Raw genomic sequence first — 16,272 nt, 5'->3', positions numbered from 1 at the left:
AGTGTACACTCAACGGCTTTCCAATTTCTCGGTATTACAATAAAACTTAGTTTGCTTGTTCAGCAGGAATTACGGATACATAAGATTTATTGTCGGCTTTTTTGCGAAAAACAACGGTACCATCAACTAAAGCATGCAAGGTATGATCTTTACCTATACCAACATTTTTATCTGGGTTGTGTTTTGTACCACGCTGACGAACGATAATGTTACCGGCGATAGCTTGTTGACCACCAAAAATTTTAACGCCTAATCTCTTACTGTGTGACTCACGGCCGTTCTTAGAACTACCCGCACCTTTTTTGTGTGCCATTTTTTATCTTAATTTATGACGTAAAGTCAGATTAAAAATTCTTTTTCTAAACCAAAAGCGATATCGCCTTTACTTGCCCTTTACAGGCTAATACCTGTAATTTGAATTTTGGTAAATTGCTGACGGTGACCGTTTTTCTTTTTGTAGCCTTTACGACGTTTCTTTTTGAAAACGATAACTTTATCACCTTTTAAATGAGACAAAATCGTAGCTGAAACTTTCGCTCCTTCGATAGAAGGCGTACCTACCGTGAATTTACCGGCATCTTCCGCTAACAATACATTGTCAAATTCAATACTAGCGCCTTCATCTCCTTGTAAACGGTGCACAAAAAGATACTGGTCTTTTGCAACCTTAAATTGCTGTCCTGCTATATTTACTATTGCGTACATTGTTGTTTAATATAATTTGTTAATATTTAATAAGCTGCAAAGATATGAAAACAAATTAAAAAGCTAAAATTAAAAAGTAAAAATCGCGATTCGTGATCGGTAATTCATAAAAGTCATAAATTATGAGTCACGACTCTCGAACTAGCTACTAAAATAAGCCCGTACGTTTTTACCTTCTACCCAATTCATAAAGGCTCTGTTGACCACTTTGTTTCCTCCCGGTGTCGGATAATCGCCCGAAAAGTACCAATCACCTAAATGATTCGGACAGGCATTATGTAAATTGTCTAATGTTTGATAGACAACTTCCAATTCTGCTCCTAAATGATGTGGACGAATAATTCTGGCGATCTCTGCAGAGATTTCTTCATCCGTAAATGGCTCGTAAATAGCCTTCACATAGTTCTCTACTTGATCTTTCGGCATTGTTAAGGAAGCTAAACATTTTTGATATACTTCATCAATGATATGCGCCATTCCGCTGCTTTTCAACAAATTTATTGCTGCCTCAAACGCTACGAATTCACCCATTCTCGACATATCGATACCGTAACAATCCGGATACCGAATTTGGGGAGCAGAGGAAACAATAACAATTTTTTTCGGATGCAATCTATCTAAAATCGTCAAGATACTTTGCTTCAGCGTCGTTCCGCGCACAATGGAATCATCGATAGCTACAATGGTGTCAACATCATTCTGCACAATACCATAAGTGGTATCATAAACGTGTTGTACCATATCCGTACGATCCGCATCCTGTGTAATAAATGTACGCAATTTGGCATCTTTAACATTCAGCTTCTCGAAACGTGGTGTAATGTTAATCATTTCTTCCAGTTCTTGATCTGAAATCTTATCAGCACGATTTAACAACACGTCTTTCTGATAGTTTCGTACGTAGGTATTTATTCCCTCCATCATCCCGTAATATGATACTTCTGCTGTATTTGGGATAAACGAAAATACCGTATTCTTGATGTCATTGTCTACTGCTCTCAACACTTGTGGACACAATAGACGACCCAATTCCTTACGTTCTTTGTAAATATCAGCATCCGAACCTCTGGAGAAATAAATACGTTCAAAAGAACACGATTTCTGCTCTACTGGCTGGCGGAACATTTCTTCCGTAATCGTTCCATCTTTTTTAGCTATCAATGCATGTCCCGGTTTAATCTCTTTAACCGCTTCCAATGGTATATTAAAAGCCGTTTGGATAACCGGACGTTCAGAAGTTACAACAAGTACTTCATCATCTTGATAATAAAAAGCCGGGCGTATGCCTGCAGGGTCACGCATTACGAAAGCATCTCCATGTCCAAAAATTCCGGCAATAGTATATCCGCCATCCCAAGTCTTCGCCGAACGGGTCAGTATTTTGGCGACATCGATATTTTTGGCTATCAATGCACTTATTTCAATATTAGAATGTCCTTCTTCTTTGAACTTATCGAACAGTTCCTGATTTTCATCATCCAGAAAGTGTCCGATTTTCTCCAACACCGTAACCGTGTCTGCTTGCTCTTTTGGATGTTGACCTAATTCGTATAACTGTTGCAACAGTTCATCAACATTCGTCATGTTGAAGTTACCCGCAACGACGAGATTCCGACTCATCCAGTTATTCTGGCGAAGGAACGGGTGACAACTTTCGATACTGTTTTTGCCATGAGTTCCATAACGTAAATGTCCTAATAGCACTTCCCCCGTAAAACTTACATGTTGCTTGAGCCATTTAGTATCTTTAGACTCTACCGGATACGCCTTATTTACCGCTGCGAATTTCTTCTGTATGTATTCAAAAATATCCGCTACTGCAGATGAACCCATCGCACGATACCGGGAAATATAGCGATGACCAGGCTGTACATCAAATTTAATAGTGGCTATACCTGCTCCATCTTGGCCTCGATTATGCTGCTTCTCCATGAGAAGATACATTTTATTGATGCCATAATAGGGCGTACCATATTTTTCTTGATAATAAGACAGGGGTTTTAGTAATCGAACAAGTGCTATTCCGCACTCATGTTTTATTGCGTCACTCATAGCTTGAATTGATGCTGCAAAGGTAAAAATTATTTAGAAAAAAACTATTCCTTCTTATGCTTCACATCCTAACAAACCTGAACAAATGACAAAAAATACAGATATCTAAAAATCATCGCCCAGCTCCAGATCTTCGTGATTGTCCCCGCCCAGACTATAATAGTTATTTTCCTCGTCTTCTGAGCCTATTTCCTCTTCGGCATCGTCCAGTTCGGATCCGGGCACATCCAGCCCTTCGTCTAACGAGCGTCCCCTTTCCTCTTCTTCCTGCCCTACCCGATCACTCAAAATCCGCTCTTCCTGTTCAAAGATATCTTCATTTTCGGGATAATGAGGATATCCCGGAAGGTCCTTATCCTCTTCTTCTTCGGATCTATGTTTTCTTGAATCTTGCATATTGATATGATTTTATTCGTTTTGACCAATAACTTATCTTTTACTTAACATTTTTTTCTTCATTGGTTAAAGGTGCTGGGGGGATCTCATTCACTTCTCGTTCGATTTCTTTTACCTCTATATGTACCGCAAATTCTGAAGGTTCTATCGGTACGCCTTTATATGTAGCATACTCCCGCGTATAGATAGCCCCTAGATATAAGATAGCTGCCGTATAGTAAACCCATAATAAAATCAGCACTATCGAACTAGCTGCTCCATATGTGGATTCTGTGTCTGAGCTTTCAATATAAATACCAATCAAGAAACGCCCAAACACAAAAAGCAACACCGTAAACAGTGCGCCAGATCTCACGGTACGCCATTGTATATTAACATCCGGCAATACTTTGAAAATCACGGCGAACAAAACAAAAATGACACAAAATGACAGGAAAAAATTAAGCCCACTAAACAAGATTACCGTAGCGTCGGGAAAAAATCGCTGTAAGCGATCCGTAAATGCCAGAATAGTTCCATTAATGATCAACGTAACCACCAATAGAAAACCAAGTCCAATAACCAACGAAGAAGAAAGCAGTCTATCTTTAAGCATCTTAAGCCAACCCTTTTTTACCTTCGGACGTACATGCCAAATTTTGTTAATGGAGTTCTGGATATCGCCAAAGACTGTCGTTGCTCCCAGCAACAATGTTACCGCACTGATAATCAATGCTATATTTGATTTCCCAGAAAGCGACAAATTCCTAATAACCTCTTGAATCTGACTAGCTGCACTTGCTCCCACGAACCCACGCAGTTCTTCAAAAACCTTTCCTTGGATAGCCTCTTCGCCTAAGAAAATTCCAGCAAGCGAAATCATCAACACCAAAATAGGCCCTAATGAAAAGACGGTATAATACGCCAATGAAGCACTGTACTTCAAACTATCTTCACTCGTAAATCCCAATACCGTATTCTTTAAAATAGTAAAGTGGGATTTAAAAATATTTTCTTTATCCTTTGCCATACGCTATAAACTAAGTATCTACATTTAATTAATAAACGACTCGGCTTTCCAAAAGTTTAGAAAACTTCATAAACCGCATCGTACTGAACACTAATCTTGCAACAATTTATCTTCTATATTGTTCGTATAGAACATGAAACGACAAGGACATCCGTTAAAAAGAAATAAAAAACTGATCTTAGCGGGATTTGCTATCCTTATCGGCGGTATGTGCATGCGGTTGGCTTGGATCTTCATCCACGATCCACTTGGCCCAGTTATTATTATCGCAGGAGCGGTTCTGTTTTTGGGAGGGGTTATATTTTTTATAAATACAATGTATAATCAAAAGCACAAATTTTAATTCCTCATGCCACTTGCCTGTAAATCGGATAAGAAATGTTACTTTTGACATGGCAGTTCAAATAATCCAAAGCCTATGTTTAGGAACCTTTCTTTTTTCACTATAATGATGTTGACAATTTCCTCCTGTAATAATAACGCAAAAGAAAATCAATCAAGAATACAAAAGCGAGATCAAATTTTAAAAACAATTACGGCACCTCCCTTATCCACCAATATAATTAACTTAAATGATTTCGCCGCATCAGGTGATTCATTGACCGATAATAAACCCGCTTTTGACAAGGCATTAGAAAAATGCAAAGCATTAGGTGGTGGAAGAATTGTAGTTTCACCCGGGATCTATTTGGTAAATGGCCCTATTCATTTAACAAGTAATGTCACGCTCGACTTACAAAAAGGAGCGAAATTAGTTTTTGGTTCAAATCCAGACGACTATCTACCAGTTGTATTAACCAGTTGGGAGGGAACATTTCTGTATAACTACAGTCCTTTTATTTATGCCTATCAAGCGGAGAATGTCGCGATTATTGGAGAAGGTATAATTGACGGGAATGCAAAGGACACATTCAGCACGTGGCATGCAAAGCAAAAACCAAGTCAAACGCTAAGTCGAAAAATGAATCACGAAGATACACCGATAAAAGAACGTGTATTTGGAGCAGGGCATTATTTAAGACCTCATCTCGTCCAGTTTTTCGAATGTAAAAATATCTTGATAGAAGATGTTACGTTAGCTAACTCACCATTTTGGTGTGTTCATCTATTAAAATCGGAAAATATTATAGCCAGAAGGGTGAAGTTTGATGCCTTCAATAAAAACAATGATGGATTCGACCCGGAATATTCCAAGAATATACTAATTGAAGATATTGATTTTAATAATGCCGACGACAATGTGGCTATTAAAGCCGGCCGGGATTATGAAGGTAGAAAAACTGGAATTACGTCTGAAAACATTATCATCCGTAATTGTCGCTTCAAGGGTTTACATGGTGTCGTCATCGGAAGCGAAATGTCCGCTGGAGTACAAAATGTTTTTGTAGAGGATTGCACGTTCGGTGGATATTGCAAACGTGGTATTTATCTGAAATCAAACCCCGACCGGGGTGGTTTTATCCGTGACATTTATGTCAATAACGTCGAATTTGGTGAGGTAGAGGACTGTTTCTTCATTACATCTTATTATCACGGGGAAGGATCGGGTCATGAAACAGATATACGGGATATCTTCGTCGATGGTCTGCGTTGCAATAAAGTGCACAACGCGGCCTTAGTGATTCAAGGCTATCCAACCAAAAAAGTGAGCGACATACATTTTTCGAATATCCAGATAGATACGGCCAAGACAGCTGTCAGTTTCACCAATGCCGAAAACATTGTATTTAATAATCTTATTATAGGAGACGAGGTCAAAGTACCATCCCATGTGCAATAGTGCGTTTATCGTAGACTAGCCGTTATTTCTTCTCCACGAGATACTTCCAGTATCGTCTAGGAACATGTTGGAGGTGTAACTTCATGTTTTTTCGTGCTTCAATATTGGTGCTGGTATAGTATAATTTCCAAAGGCGCTGGAAAAGTTCATCACGTTCGTCCATTTCAATAGCAATTGAAGGCATCGTGGCATCTTGTACTTCTTCTGGGCTAAGCTGTACCTCTCCTACCTGTCGCGTGTCGAATAGCAAGCCATACTTTCGTTTCATATCATAAATCAGCCAGGGCATATCCGCATATCGCTTTCGGAAAAAGTCCGAAATTAAAGGCAATACGTTAAAATCCGGTTCGACCACTGCAAAGAACAAGCCATCCGAACTTTTACTAAAACGGATAAACGCTTTCATACGATGACGTTCGCGGCTCACCTTTTTCAATATCTGTGAAAAGTACAACACATGCTCGTCACCATAATGTTGCCTTATATTTGTCCGACCGCAAAAGATTTGGTGCAAGATAAAAAAAGAGGCCAGCCAAGCTTTCCGGTCTTCCGAAAGGAATGCCCGATAAAAATCCGTCGCTTCTACTTTTCCGATACGTGCCTGTAAACCTTTCTGAACCCGTAATGCTTTCCGATTATCTGTCACGATTGTCCTCGACTCCGCAAATAGAGCTATTTGATAATCTTCCTGCATTAACGGAATAATATTAAATTCCTTTCTCTCAAAGCTTTCAAATACACACGATAAAAAGCCAAGGTACGTCCCGTCAAACAGATAATACATATTAAAATAACGTTAATTGTCCAGTAACGGTCTGTCGTCGATTACCGCTGCTACTTTCACTCAAAATGGCATTCCGAACATGCCCCATACTCGGGTTTCCCAATATAAAAGGAGTGTCCACGCATTGCAAAAAATATTTCGCACGGTTGTAGGCAATGCCCATCTTTTGGAGTTGATAAGTATACAATCTACCAAACTTCCGTGCTTGTACAATCTTTATCGCCGACTGACGGCCAATCCCCGGTATACGAATGATGGCGTTAAAGTCGGCTGTATTCACATCCACCGGAAAAAAATGAGGATTACGTAATGCCCAACTTAACTTAGGGTCTATATCCAGATCCAGATGTATATGTTGGGGATTTAAAATTTCGTCGAGCCGAAAGCCGTAGAAGCGTAATAACCAATCTGTTTGATACAAACGATTTTCACGAACCAAAGGTGGAGCTGAGCCAATTTGAGGTAACAACGAATTTCCATTATTTATCGGAATATAACCACTATAATAAACCCGCTTCAGATTATAGTTCTTATAGAAATCATCGGCAACTTGCATGATTTCAAAATCATTTTCAGGCGTTGCGCCAATCACCATTTGCGTACTTTGACCGGCGGGCACAAAAATCGGTGTATGTTTTATGAGTTTCTTTTCTTCCTTAAAAGATTTCATCTGTTCATTTACAAACGCCAAAGGTTTTCTTACCGATTCATGGTCTTTCTCGGGAGCCACCAACTTAAGCCCTGCTTCTGTTGGTAGTTCCAGGTTGATACTCATCCGATCTACATATAATCCAGCTTCCTTTATTAATTCCTCGCTCGCACCGGGAATCGTTTTAAGATGGATATAACCATTATATCGTTCTTCTTGTCGCAACTTTTTTACAATCCGCAACATGCGTTCCATCGTAAAGTCAGCATTTTTGAAGATACCGGAACTTAGAAAAAGTCCTTCAATATAGTTTCGACGGTAAAAATTCATCGTAAGATCTACCACCTCTTCCACGGTAAAGGCGGCTCTTTTCACATCATTGCTTTTACGGCTTACACAGAAAGCACAATCATAGATACAATGATTGGTCAATAGAATCTTTAGCAATGAAACACATCGTCCGTCTTCGGTATAAGTATGGCAGATGCCGGATGCCGAAGCATCGCCGATCCCTCCTTTATTCTTTCTCGTACTTCCGCTAGAACTACAACTCACATCATATTTGGCGGCATCCGCCAATATCTTCAGTTTTTCCTCAATACGCTGCATAACAAAACAAAAATACTAATTTTTTTAGCTAAAAACATAACGACAGAAATTTGGTTATTTATTAATATGCTACAATTTAGACAGGAAGGTATCTATTGTATACCGGGCAATTTCTACATCGATCCATGGCAACCGGTAGACTTTGCTGTAGTAACCCATGGTCATGCCGATCACGCACGTTGGGGTATGAAAAAGTACTTATGCCATCATTTTACGGTACCTATATTAAAAAGTCGTATTGGGAATGATATTGCTGTACAAGGTGTTTCCTATAACGAGTCGCTTTATATCAATGACGTCAAAGTATCGTTGCATCCGGCTGGACATATTGTAGGTTCTGCTCAAATCAGAATGGAATATAAAGGTAAAGTATCTGTTGTTTCTGGAGATTATAAAACACAAAACGATGGTCTATCTACCCCTTTCGAGCCTATCAAATGCCATGAATTTGTATCCGAAAGCACTTTCGGACTCCCTATCTATAATTGGTTATCGGTGGAACAACAAAATCAGCAAATGCAAAATTGGGTATTACAGAACCAAGCAAACGGTAAAACATCTGTTTTTATTGGTTATTCGCTGGGTAAAGCCCAACGTATCATGAAAGCACTTTCAGGAATCTCTCCTCTACATGTACATTATTCCATTGGCAAACTAAATGAAGCTTATGAAAGTGCGGGTGTTAAGCTCCCGGCCTATCATATTATCAATTTCCAGGAAGATATCAAGCATGTAGATAAGGGGATTGTCATTGTTCCACCTGCCTTAGCGGACTCCAAAATAATCAATAAAATACCCCATATGGCAAATGCTATTTGCTCGGGGTGGATGCAAGTACGAGGATCCCGCCGTTGGCGGAGCGCCGATGCAGGTTTTGCCATAAGTGACCATGCAGATTGGCATGGGCTTTTGGATGCTATAAAGACGACGGAAGCTGAAAATATATATATAACACATGGACAAACAGCTGTTTTTACTAAATATCTGAATGAAATCGGGATATCAGCAGAAGAGGTTAAGACAGCGTTTGGAAATGAAGAGGAAGAAGTTGAAGAAACAAAAGCAAGTAAGTTATGAGAGCCTTTGCCACTTTAATTAATACCTTGGACAGCACTAACAAAACCAATTTAAAATTGGAAGCTATCGACCGTTTTCTCCACGAAGCCGACAATGATGATAAATTATGGTTTCTTGCCCTCTTTACCGGGAAACGCCCGAAACGCAATGTCAACACCGCATTGATGAAACAATGGGCGATCGAAGTTGCTGCAATTCCCGAATGGTTATTCCAAGAATCTTATGCTTCGGTAGGCGATTTGGGTGAAACTATTGCGTTGGTTTTACCACAATCGCCACATTACATCGATCGAACGTTAACGGAATGGATGAATAGGATTATCGCATTGAAAGACAGGACTGAAGCTGAAAAAAAAGAATTTGTCCTGCTGGCGTGGAATAATCTTCCTACCACCGAACGTTTTATTTTCAATAAATTATTAGGTGGCAGTTTCCGACTGGGTGTCTCTTCCAAAACGCTTATCAATGCTTTGGCGAAACATTATCAGATGGACGCCAGTGCAGTGGCACATAGTGTTATGGGCGACTGGAAAATGGGCGACGTGACATTTGATGATCTCATAAAAGGCCATTATACCGATACACAACTTTCCAAACCCTACCCTTTTTGTCTGGCCTACCCGTTGGAAAAAGAATTGAATGAACTGGGCGACGTGCAAGATTGGCAAATAGAATATAAGTGGGATGGTATCCGCGGACAGTTTATCAAACGAAATGATGAGGTGTTCATATGGTCTCGTGGTGAGGAACTAGTTACTGATCAATTTCCCGAAATAAGAGATAATTTGCTACAGTGGCAGGGAAATTTTGTCATCGACGGCGAAATCCTAGTCGTGAAAGAACAGGAAGTGATGAATTTTTCGGCGTTACAGAAACGATTAAACCGGAAAACGATTAGCAAAAAGTTATTGGAGGAATTTCCTATCCAAGTGTACGCCTACGACCTCATCGAGTGGGAAGGCGAAGACTGGCGACACAAAAGTATGTTGGAAAGAAGGCAACAATTGGAATCGCTATTCCTTCTTAATCCGTCTCCTCACTTGCAGTTATCCACGGTTATCACTATTGATGACTGGGAAGTGTTACAAGCAATTCGGGAAAACGCCCGTTCCATCAATAGTGAAGGCATCATGTTAAAACACAAAGCATCTCTTTATCATACCGGACGGAAGAAAGGCGATTGGTGGAAATGGAAAATTGATCCATTAACGATTGACGCTGTCTTAATTTATGCCCAAAAGGGAAGCGGGCGACGAAGTGCCTATTATACGGATTATACCTTTGCCGTGAGGGATGGTGAGAATTTAGTCACTATTGCGAAAGCTTATTCTGGGCTGACAGACAAGGAAATAAAAGAGGTTAGTCGTTTTGTCAACAAAAACGCCATCGAAAAATTTGGCCCGGTACGAACAGTTAAACCCGAACTAGTATTTGAAATCGCTTTTGAGGGTATTGCTTTTAGCAATCGACATAAATCGGGCGTAGCTTTACGTTTTCCTCGAATAGCACGGTGGCGAACAGACAAAACGGTTGCAGATATCGATGATATCGAAGAAATCAAAAAAATGATTCATTGATTTGAAAAATAACAGGCAACATACCGAAGGCTATACCATTATCACGGACTGGATGCGGCAAAAAGGCAATACACCTTTTAGCTTTCAGGAAAAAGCATGGAAGAAATACAGTAATGGTTATAGTGGCATGGTGGTCGCTCCTACCGGATTTGGAAAAACCTTTTCCATTTTTCTCGCAGTATTGATTGATTTCATGAATAATCCTTCCCGTTACCAAAAAGGATTAAAGCTATTATGGATAACTCCGTTGCGTTCGTTAGCGAAAGATTTGGCCCGTGCTATGCAGGAAGCCATTGATGAGATTGGCCTGGATTGGGAAGTGGAGGTACGGAATGGTGATACGGACATTAAGATAAAGCAACGGCAAAGCCGACAAATGCCTGATGTATTATTGGTAACACCCGAAAGTCTACACCTATTGCTCGCGCAAAAAGGTCGCCAACGTTTCTTCAACACTTTGCAATGCATAGCCGTAGACGAATGGCATGAATTACTCGGAACAAAGCGTGGTGTCATGGTTGAACTGGCACTAGGATTTTTAAAACACCAATATCCCAAGCTTCGAATATGGGGCATCACCGCCACTATTGGAAATCTGGATGAAGCTATGGAGATAATCATACCCCATGCGAAGAAACGCATAAAAATCGTTTCGCGCGAGACGAAGAAAATTGCCATTATCCCTGTGTTTCCGACAGAAGTGGAGGTATTGCCCTGGGCAGGGCATTTGGGCGGCAAGTTAGCAGAAGAAGTTGTACCTATTATTTTGGGAAGTAAATCCACATTGGTTTTCACCAATACCAGAAGCCAAAGTGAAATGTGGTATCAATTGCTATTGGAAGCACATCCCGATTTCGCGGGTCAAATTGCGCTACATCACAGTTCTATTGACAGCCAAATCCGACAATGGATAGAGGAAGCCTTGAGTGAAGGAAGACTAAAAGCTGTTGTGGCCACTTCTTCTCTCGATTTGGGCGTAGATTTTAAACCCGTGGATACCGTTGTACAAGTTGGCTCTAGTAAAGGCGTCGCGCGCTTTATGCAGCGTGCGGGGCGTAGCGGGCATTCTCCTCACGAACTATCCAAAATCTATTTTGTTCCCACACATTCGCTGGAATTGATTGAAGTGGCCGCCTTAAAAGAGGCTGTCAAAACACAAACCATCGAAAACCGGGATCCGATGGTACTTACGTTTGACGTATTGGTTCAATTTCTGGTTACCATCGCTTTAGGCGGCGGCTTTAAAGCAAAGGACCTCTACCCGGTTGTCAAAAACACGTTCGCATTTCAGGAGATAACTGAGGAGGAATGGGACTGGTGTATCTTTTTCATCACGCAGGGGGGCGCTATCGGCAAGAATTATGAAGAGTTTCATAAAGTTACACCTAAGGAAGACGGTATGTTGGTGGTGGAGAAAAGACGCATTGCTATGCTACATCGCATGAATATGGGCGTTATCGTAAGCGACGCGATGATGCGGGTCAAATTTCTTTCTGGAGGCTACATCGGCATGGTAGAGGAATATTTTATTTCGAGACTGCATAGCGGTGATAAATTTGTTCTAGCTGGCCGCGTGCTCGAACTTATTCGCGTGAAAGAGATGACGGCATATGTTCGGAGCTCTTCAGGCCGAGCTTTTACACCAAGTTGGCTAGGTGGCCGCTTACCATTGAGTTCTAATTTAAGCCAGTTCTTACGACAAAAATTGGCACGTGCCAGACATCCCGATAGCCGTGAAAAAGAACTGCAATTCTTACATCCTTTGGTCACACGACAAAATGAACATTCGCATATTCCTGCAGAAGACGAATTTTTGGTGGAGTCTATTCATACCAAAGAAGGGTACCATCTTTTTATGTACCCATTTGAAGGGAGGTTGGTACATGAAGTTATGGCGAGCTTGATCGCCTACCGCATTAGTCTGTTGATTCCAATAAGTTTTTCTATGGCAATGAACGATTACGGATTCGAATTATTTTCTGATTCAGAAATTGCAATAGATGAATCTCAACTAAAAAAAATTCTCAGTCGGGAACATTTGATGGAAGACGTAATCAGCAGCATTAACGCTACAGAAATGGCGAAGCGGAAGTTTCGGGATATTGCCGTCATCTCGGGTATGGTGGTTCAAAACCAACACGGAAAGCAACAAAACAACAAGTCTTTACAAGCTTCTTCAGGCATTATATTTCAAGTTTTGGAAGAACATGATCCCCAGAATCTACTGCTGCGCCAAGCGTACGCCGAAGTATTCAATCAACAATTGGAAGAGCCGCGATTGGTAGCTGCATTTGAACGGATACATTATAGCAAAATCATTTATAAATTTGCAACTGGGTTTACACCATTGAGCTTTCCGATTAAAGTAGATAGTTTACGGCAATCCTTATCAAGTGAAGATCTGACAAGCCGTATTCAACGACTGCAGCAGAGCAATTGGAAATCTCCCAGAAGAAAACGATGAATATTATTACGCAAGACATATCCTTTTCCGATACATCATTGACATTGACAAACCAACGTGTATTGTTTTGGGAAAAGCACCATACACTTATTCTTTCTGATTTGCACTTGGGTAAAGCGGCACATTTTAGAAAAAATGGTATTGCTCTCCCCACGCAGATAACGTTGCAGGATTTGCAACGCCTGGAACAATTGATACAATATTTCCCCGTTAAACAAGTCATTATCGTAGGTGATTTAATTCATGCCGGTGCTAACACGGAGGTTAGTTTGTTACAGCAGTCCATTGTTAAGTTTCCTCATATCAAATTTGTTTTAATCAAAGGAAATCATGACCGCTTCGCAGACGAGAAGTGGAACAAAATGGGTATTCACGAAATTTATCAAAACTGGCAGCTAGACAACATTTATTTTACACACCAAGCTTCTCACCTTTCCAACGCTCACACCATCAGCGGACATGTACATCCGGGCATCAATATGCGAATGCCTACAAAAAGGACAATTATCTTTCCATGCTTTGTCGTCTCGACACAACAAATTATATTACCCGCTTTTAGTCTATTTACCGGTTTTGACACGAAATCAGCGCCAGACAACGCCGTCCGTTACGCCTTTCATGAGCACGATATCTTTTGTGTTCAGTAGCTTCGCCGTTCATTTTTTTAACATATGCAAAACAATATGAAATTAACGTGGTTATATTACCATTGCAAAAATAATTCACAAAAAAATGGACAAACAGTCGATTTTTTATTTTAAAAAAATAGCTAACATCAAAAAAGAGAATCAAAAACATGAAGAAACTATTCTATTCTATTGCACTGACCTGCATAGTTGTAGGGTGCAATAACGCAGACAATAAAAATTCCGAAGAAAACAAGGAAGACCATCAGATGAAAAACCCATCCGCTGGGTCAAGTCCCGTTAACGACTTATATGGCAAAAACTGGAGACTTACGGAATTAAACGGAAGCCCGATCACATTGGATACAACGTTTCAACAGAAGCCCCACCTTATCTTCCATGAAGATAGTAAAGTCTCCGGCAATGCGGGTTGTAACGGTATGGGTGGCAACCTCGAGCTAAAAGAAAATAATGGTATTACCGTCACTGACATTTCGGCTACACAAATGGCCTGTCCAAATCTTGATGTGGAAACACGGTTTATAGAAGCGCTCCGACAAGCCCAACACTACGATGTTGAAGGAGATGTTTTAACATTAAGCAAAGGCGAAAATGAAGTATTAGCCACATTGGTGAGAACCGAGGATTAATTTTTTAAAAAAAAATTGCTATAGTGTATTTTATGTGCTACATTTGCATCATCATAATTTAGGTTTATAATTGGTTAGCTAAAGGTTTTCATTCTCCCCGTTTGAAAACCTTTTTTGTTTCCTATTTCTTCTTAAATATAGAACCTCCCTGTTACCAGTCCCACTTTAAACGGATACTTTCTTTCCATTTTTTATATTTTCCTAGATATTTCTCAGATGAGCCTAATTTCAAACCGGTATCTTCATATCCAAGCATATAAAGACAATCCTTTTTCTCTTTAATGATAAATGGTAAAGCAACAGCCCTACTGTCGTGTATCCTCATAAATCTACTATCAGGCAACAATTCACAAAATTTGGATAAAGAAATTTTGACCTCAAAATGGGAACCATCTATTTGGTATACCGTCGTAATCTCATCCGTTACTTCCAAATATACAATCTTAAATATATTTACCATATATGTTACTGTCCCCGCTTTAATAGGCAATATACGATACCTGCTAGACAACTCAATCAATTGATCCCATTGCTCCAATAATGGCATAATTAAGTTCTTTACTTCACCAGGATCAACTATTTGCAAAGACCGGTTAGATAGATTAGTCCGTTTCCGAAACGAAAGAACCCTTAGCAAGAACAACAGTCGTTCTATAAGAAATAGAATGACAGCATATTTAAAAAAAGCTCCATAAAACTGGCTAAAGTTCAACAAAAAAATAGTCCACGAAGCGTCCACCTCTCGATTCCATACTTCCGTCGCCACGAAGTTATTACTGCTATGCAGTACATAATATCCAATTAAAGCGATGGTACTATAATTTATACCGCATATCAAAACAGCTTTTAAATAACGTTTTTTAAGAAAAAATAGTCGGAGGCAACACAGGCTTATTTCGACTATTCCTATTGCAATTACGTAAATCAGTACATTAACTATGAAACGTTTAAAAGACCATTCCATACTATTACTTATTTGAAAAACAAAAAAATAAAAGATATAAAAATTAACCTTTATTAACGGCCGCCAATACAGTGAATATTTAGATTTTTTTTTAAATAATGATGATCTCATATAGGGTTAGTTTAATGACAATTTCTTTCGGTAGAAAACGAATATACAAAACCTGAAAAGCTTTTGCAAAAAATTAAAACATTTCTTATAAAAAAAAGGGATGTAGTCCCCCTACATCCCTTTGTATTTTATTTTACAGGAGCTATCTAGACCTCAATGATGAGCGTGTGAATCTTCTTTGCCACCGGCAAGCGCAAACAGCTCCTTTACTTTCCCTAAGTTTGCCTCAGCAAAAGCCCGTATCCCTTTATCCGTATTACGGCTCATCCGTTGAAGCTGATCTTTCAAAACAGCTGCTTCATGTTGTACATGATGGATATATGCGTTATCTGAATACGGTGCAGAAGCCACATGGTCCGTCGCGAAGTCTTCCACCTCTGCCGAATCAACACGATTCCCTGCAACGATTTCTCGTTCTACTGCTGTTTGTGCTTCCGTTGTCACCTCGTATTTCGCAGCGCCCTTAATTGGAAAATCAATTTGTTTTGCTGTAGCCAGACTATCCAATTCTGGAATCAATGAACTATATATTTCTTGAGCTTTTGCAGCGAGTTGCTTTGCTTGTGAAGAACTTGCTATCCCCCCTGCATAAGCAGCGTAGTCGTTTTCATATACCACTTTAGAACCTACAAGTCGGAAAAATTGGTAGGCATCACCGTCAACCAACGTTGTATGTGTTAAGCTCAATTGTCTTTCTTGTGCAGTCTTCGGATTACAAGACACCAACAATGTGCTTGCACATATACCAACAACAAATAAAGTATTTGATTTCATCTGATATTTTTATTTTATTTATCCTACAAAAATAAAAAAATAATC

The 16,272-nt window shown here is 39.8% G+C and carries 16 protein-coding genes; 6 read left to right on the top strand and 10 right to left on the bottom strand.

Translation table 11 applies throughout. From position 1 onward, the window contains the following. Positions 1-46 precede the first annotated feature (46 nt). The 6 genes from rpmA to G5B43_RS15840 all read right to left on the bottom strand — a co-directional run bounded on the left by rpmA (position 47) and on the right by G5B43_RS15840 (position 4,556). Positions 47-313 carry a 50S ribosomal protein L27 gene (rpmA, locus tag G5B43_RS15865; protein ID WP_130139574.1) on the bottom strand — a complete coding sequence of 89 codons (267 nt, stop codon included), beginning with the start codon at positions 311-313 and terminating at the stop codon, positions 47-49. Positions 314-393: 80 nt separating this feature from the next. Further along, the gene (gene rplU, locus G5B43_RS15860; RefSeq protein WP_165295783.1) at positions 394-705 is read right to left on the bottom strand and encodes a 50S ribosomal protein L21; all 312 of its coding nucleotides are present in this window, start codon (positions 703-705) and stop codon (positions 394-396) included. A gap of 141 nt (positions 706-846) precedes the next feature. Further along, positions 847-2,757 (bottom strand): class II glutamine amidotransferase, encoded by a 1,911-nt coding sequence (locus G5B43_RS15855; protein ID WP_165295782.1) that lies wholly within the window; start codon positions 2,755-2,757, stop codon positions 847-849. Between the two features lie 105 nt (positions 2,758-2,862). Further along, positions 2,863-3,153 carry a hypothetical protein gene (locus tag G5B43_RS15850; protein WP_165295781.1) on the bottom strand — a complete coding sequence of 97 codons (291 nt, stop codon included), beginning with the start codon at positions 3,151-3,153 and terminating at the stop codon, positions 2,863-2,865. Between the two features lie 40 nt (positions 3,154-3,193). Then, a complete protein-coding gene (locus G5B43_RS15845; RefSeq protein WP_165295780.1) occupies positions 3,194-4,162 on the bottom strand; it encodes a YihY/virulence factor BrkB family protein in 969 nt (322 codons plus the stop codon). 178 nt (positions 4,163-4,340) lie between these two features. Then, the gene (locus tag G5B43_RS15840; RefSeq protein ID WP_165295779.1) at positions 4,341-4,556 is read right to left on the bottom strand and encodes a hypothetical protein; all 216 of its coding nucleotides are present in this window, start codon (positions 4,554-4,556) and stop codon (positions 4,341-4,343) included. A 54-nt stretch (positions 4,557-4,610) separates the two neighbouring features. Between G5B43_RS15840 and G5B43_RS15835 the strand changes: the two genes are divergently transcribed. Then, positions 4,611-5,942 carry a glycoside hydrolase family 28 protein gene (locus G5B43_RS15835; protein WP_240904890.1) on the top strand — a complete coding sequence of 444 codons (1,332 nt, stop codon included), beginning with the start codon at positions 4,611-4,613 and terminating at the stop codon, positions 5,940-5,942. A 22-nt stretch (positions 5,943-5,964) separates the two neighbouring features. On the opposite strand, the gene G5B43_RS15830 is transcribed toward G5B43_RS15835, so the two are convergent. Together G5B43_RS15830 and G5B43_RS15825 are read right to left on the bottom strand one after the other, a co-directional pair. After that, positions 5,965-6,726, bottom strand: a complete 762-nt coding sequence (locus G5B43_RS15830) for a TIGR03915 family putative DNA repair protein (protein WP_165295777.1) — start codon at positions 6,724-6,726, stop codon at positions 5,965-5,967. A 1-nt stretch (position 6,727) separates the two neighbouring features. Further along, positions 6,728-7,984, bottom strand: coding sequence for a putative DNA modification/repair radical SAM protein (locus tag G5B43_RS15825; protein WP_165295776.1), 1,257 nt, complete (start codon positions 7,982-7,984; stop codon positions 6,728-6,730). Positions 7,985-8,050: 66 nt separating this feature from the next. On the opposite strand from G5B43_RS15825, the gene G5B43_RS15820 reads away from it, so the two are divergent. From G5B43_RS15820 to G5B43_RS15800, 5 genes are all read left to right on the top strand, one after another. After that, positions 8,051-9,061, top strand: coding sequence for a ligase-associated DNA damage response exonuclease (locus tag G5B43_RS15820; RefSeq protein ID WP_206367394.1), 1,011 nt, complete (start codon positions 8,051-8,053; stop codon positions 9,059-9,061). Then, positions 9,058-10,638 (top strand): ATP-dependent DNA ligase, encoded by a 1,581-nt coding sequence (locus G5B43_RS15815; protein WP_165295775.1) that lies wholly within the window; start codon positions 9,058-9,060, stop codon positions 10,636-10,638. The genes G5B43_RS15820 and G5B43_RS15815 overlap by 4 nt, the downstream gene beginning before the upstream one ends. 1 nt (position 10,639) lies before the next feature. Beyond that, positions 10,640-13,102: a ligase-associated DNA damage response DEXH box helicase gene (locus G5B43_RS15810; protein WP_240904889.1), complete on the top strand. Its 2,463-nt coding sequence runs from the start codon at positions 10,640-10,642 to the stop codon at positions 13,100-13,102. Beyond that, on the top strand, positions 13,099-13,749 hold the full coding sequence (pdeM, locus tag G5B43_RS15805) for a ligase-associated DNA damage response endonuclease PdeM (RefSeq protein WP_165295774.1): 651 nt from the start codon (positions 13,099-13,101) through the stop codon (positions 13,747-13,749). The genes G5B43_RS15810 and pdeM overlap by 4 nt, the downstream gene beginning before the upstream one ends. A 149-nt stretch (positions 13,750-13,898) precedes the next feature. Continuing rightward, positions 13,899-14,378, top strand: coding sequence for an META domain-containing protein (locus G5B43_RS15800; protein ID WP_165295773.1), 480 nt, complete (start codon positions 13,899-13,901; stop codon positions 14,376-14,378). Positions 14,379-14,529: 151 nt separating this feature from the next. On the opposite strand, the gene G5B43_RS15795 is transcribed toward G5B43_RS15800, so the two are convergent. Beyond that, positions 14,530-15,216: a LytTR family DNA-binding domain-containing protein gene (locus G5B43_RS15795; RefSeq protein WP_165295772.1), complete on the bottom strand. Its 687-nt coding sequence runs from the start codon at positions 15,214-15,216 to the stop codon at positions 14,530-14,532. A gap of 390 nt (positions 15,217-15,606) precedes the next feature. Beyond that, on the bottom strand, positions 15,607-16,227 hold the full coding sequence (locus tag G5B43_RS15790) for a hypothetical protein (RefSeq protein ID WP_165295771.1): 621 nt from the start codon (positions 16,225-16,227) through the stop codon (positions 15,607-15,609). Between the last annotated feature and the right edge of the window lie 45 nt (positions 16,228-16,272).

This window comes from Sphingobacterium sp. SGR-19, assembly GCF_011043555.1.
In the GTDB taxonomy this organism is placed as follows: Bacteria; Bacteroidota; Bacteroidia; order Sphingobacteriales; family Sphingobacteriaceae; genus Sphingobacterium.
This window is presented reverse-complemented; position numbering and strand designations above follow the sequence as displayed.

What these genes read in the sequence shown, in the direction of transcription:
- rpmA (WP_130139574.1), bottom strand. Translation starts at nt 313, where the DNA reads ATGGCACACAAAAAAGGTGCGGGTAGTTCTAAGAACGGCCGTGAGTCA.
- rplU (WP_165295783.1), bottom strand. Translation starts at nt 705, where the DNA reads ATGTACGCAATAGTAAATATAGCAGGACAGCAATTTAAGGTTGCAAAA.
- G5B43_RS15855 (WP_165295782.1), bottom strand. Translation starts at nt 2,757, where the DNA reads ATGAGTGACGCAATAAAACATGAGTGCGGAATAGCACTTGTTCGATTA.
- G5B43_RS15850 (WP_165295781.1), bottom strand. Translation starts at nt 3,153, where the DNA reads ATGCAAGATTCAAGAAAACATAGATCCGAAGAAGAAGAGGATAAGGAC.
- G5B43_RS15845 (WP_165295780.1), bottom strand. Translation starts at nt 4,162, where the DNA reads ATGGCAAAGGATAAAGAAAATATTTTTAAATCCCACTTTACTATTTTA.
- G5B43_RS15840 (WP_165295779.1), bottom strand. Translation starts at nt 4,556, where the DNA reads ATGTCAAAAGTAACATTTCTTATCCGATTTACAGGCAAGTGGCATGAG.
- G5B43_RS15835 (WP_240904890.1), top strand. Translation starts at nt 4,611, where the DNA reads ATGATGTTGACAATTTCCTCCTGTAATAATAACGCAAAAGAAAATCAA.
- G5B43_RS15830 (WP_165295777.1), bottom strand. Translation starts at nt 6,726, where the DNA reads ATGTATTATCTGTTTGACGGGACGTACCTTGGCTTTTTATCGTGTGTA.
- G5B43_RS15825 (WP_165295776.1), bottom strand. Translation starts at nt 7,984, where the DNA reads ATGCAGCGTATTGAGGAAAAACTGAAGATATTGGCGGATGCCGCCAAA.
- G5B43_RS15820 (WP_206367394.1), top strand. Translation starts at nt 8,051, where the DNA reads ATGCTACAATTTAGACAGGAAGGTATCTATTGTATACCGGGCAATTTC.
- G5B43_RS15815 (WP_165295775.1), top strand. Translation starts at nt 9,058, where the DNA reads ATGAGAGCCTTTGCCACTTTAATTAATACCTTGGACAGCACTAACAAA.
- pdeM (WP_165295774.1), top strand. Translation starts at nt 13,099, where the DNA reads ATGAATATTATTACGCAAGACATATCCTTTTCCGATACATCATTGACA.
- G5B43_RS15800 (WP_165295773.1), top strand. Translation starts at nt 13,899, where the DNA reads ATGAAGAAACTATTCTATTCTATTGCACTGACCTGCATAGTTGTAGGG.
- G5B43_RS15790 (WP_165295771.1), bottom strand. Translation starts at nt 16,227, where the DNA reads ATGAAATCAAATACTTTATTTGTTGTTGGTATATGTGCAAGCACATTG.